General features: G+C 70.1%; 1 protein-coding gene. It reads left to right on the forward strand.

Annotated features, from left to right (window positions below):
• Window positions 1–1,071 (forward strand): AMP-binding protein (locus ACH4E7_RS45685; protein WP_396255139.1); only part of this gene is annotated, 1,071 nt, incomplete at both ends.

Genomic DNA, 1,071 nt, shown 5'->3' on the forward strand with positions numbered 1-1,071 from the left:
TTCTGGGCCGAGCAGGCCCGCCGCCTGAGCTGGGCGGTCGAGCCCACCGAGACGCTCGACTGGTCCAACCCGCCCTTCGCCAAGTGGTTCGCCGACGGCAAGCTCAACGTGGCCTACAACTGCGTCGACCGCCACGTCGAGAACGGCCTGGGCGACCGGGTCGCGATCCACTTCGAGGGCGAGCCCGGCGACAGCCGCTCGATCACCTACGCCCAGCTCAAGGACGAGGTCTCGCAGGCCGCCAACGCGCTGCTGGAGCTCGGAGTGCGCAAGGGCGACCGGGTGGCGGTCTACCTGCCGATGATCGCCGAGGCGGTCGTCGCGATGCTGGCCTGCGCCCGGATCGGCGCCACCCACTCGGTGGTCTTCGGCGGCTTCTCCGCCGACGCCGTGGCCTCGCGCATCCAGGACGCCCGGGCCAAGCTGGTCATCACCGCCGACGGCGGCTACCGCCGCGGCAAGCCCTCCGCCCTCAAGCCGGCCATCGACGAGGCCCTCACCAAGGTCGACGGCGTCGAGCACGTCCTGGTGGTCCGCCGCACCGGGCAGGAGACCGCCTGGACCGAGGGCCGTGACGTGTGGTGGCACGAGATCACCGCACGCCAGTCCGTCGAGCACGCCCCCGAGGCGCACGACGCCGAGCACCCGCTGTTCATCCTGTACACCTCGGGCACCACCGGGAAGCCCAAGGGCATCCTGCACACCTCCGGCGGGTACCTCACCCAGGCCAGCTACACCCACCACGCGGTCTTCGACCTCAAGCCGGAGACCGACGTCTACTGGTGCACCGCCGACATCGGCTGGGTCACCGGCCACTCGTACATCGTCTACGGCCCGCTCTCCAACGGCGCCACCCAGGTGATCTACGAGGGCACCCCGGACACCCCGCACCAGGGCCGCTTCTGGGAGATCGTCCAGAAGTACGGCGTGACGATCCTCTACACCGCGCCGACCGCGATCCGCACCTTCATGAAGTGGGGCGACGACATCCCCGCGAAGTTCGACCTGTCCTCGCTGCGGGTGCTGGGCAGCGTCGGCGAGCCGATCAACCCCGAGGCGTGGATCTGGTAC

Source organism: Kitasatospora sp. NPDC018058, assembly GCF_044327205.1.
GTDB lineage: Bacteria > Actinomycetota > Actinomycetes > Streptomycetales > Streptomycetaceae > Kitasatospora.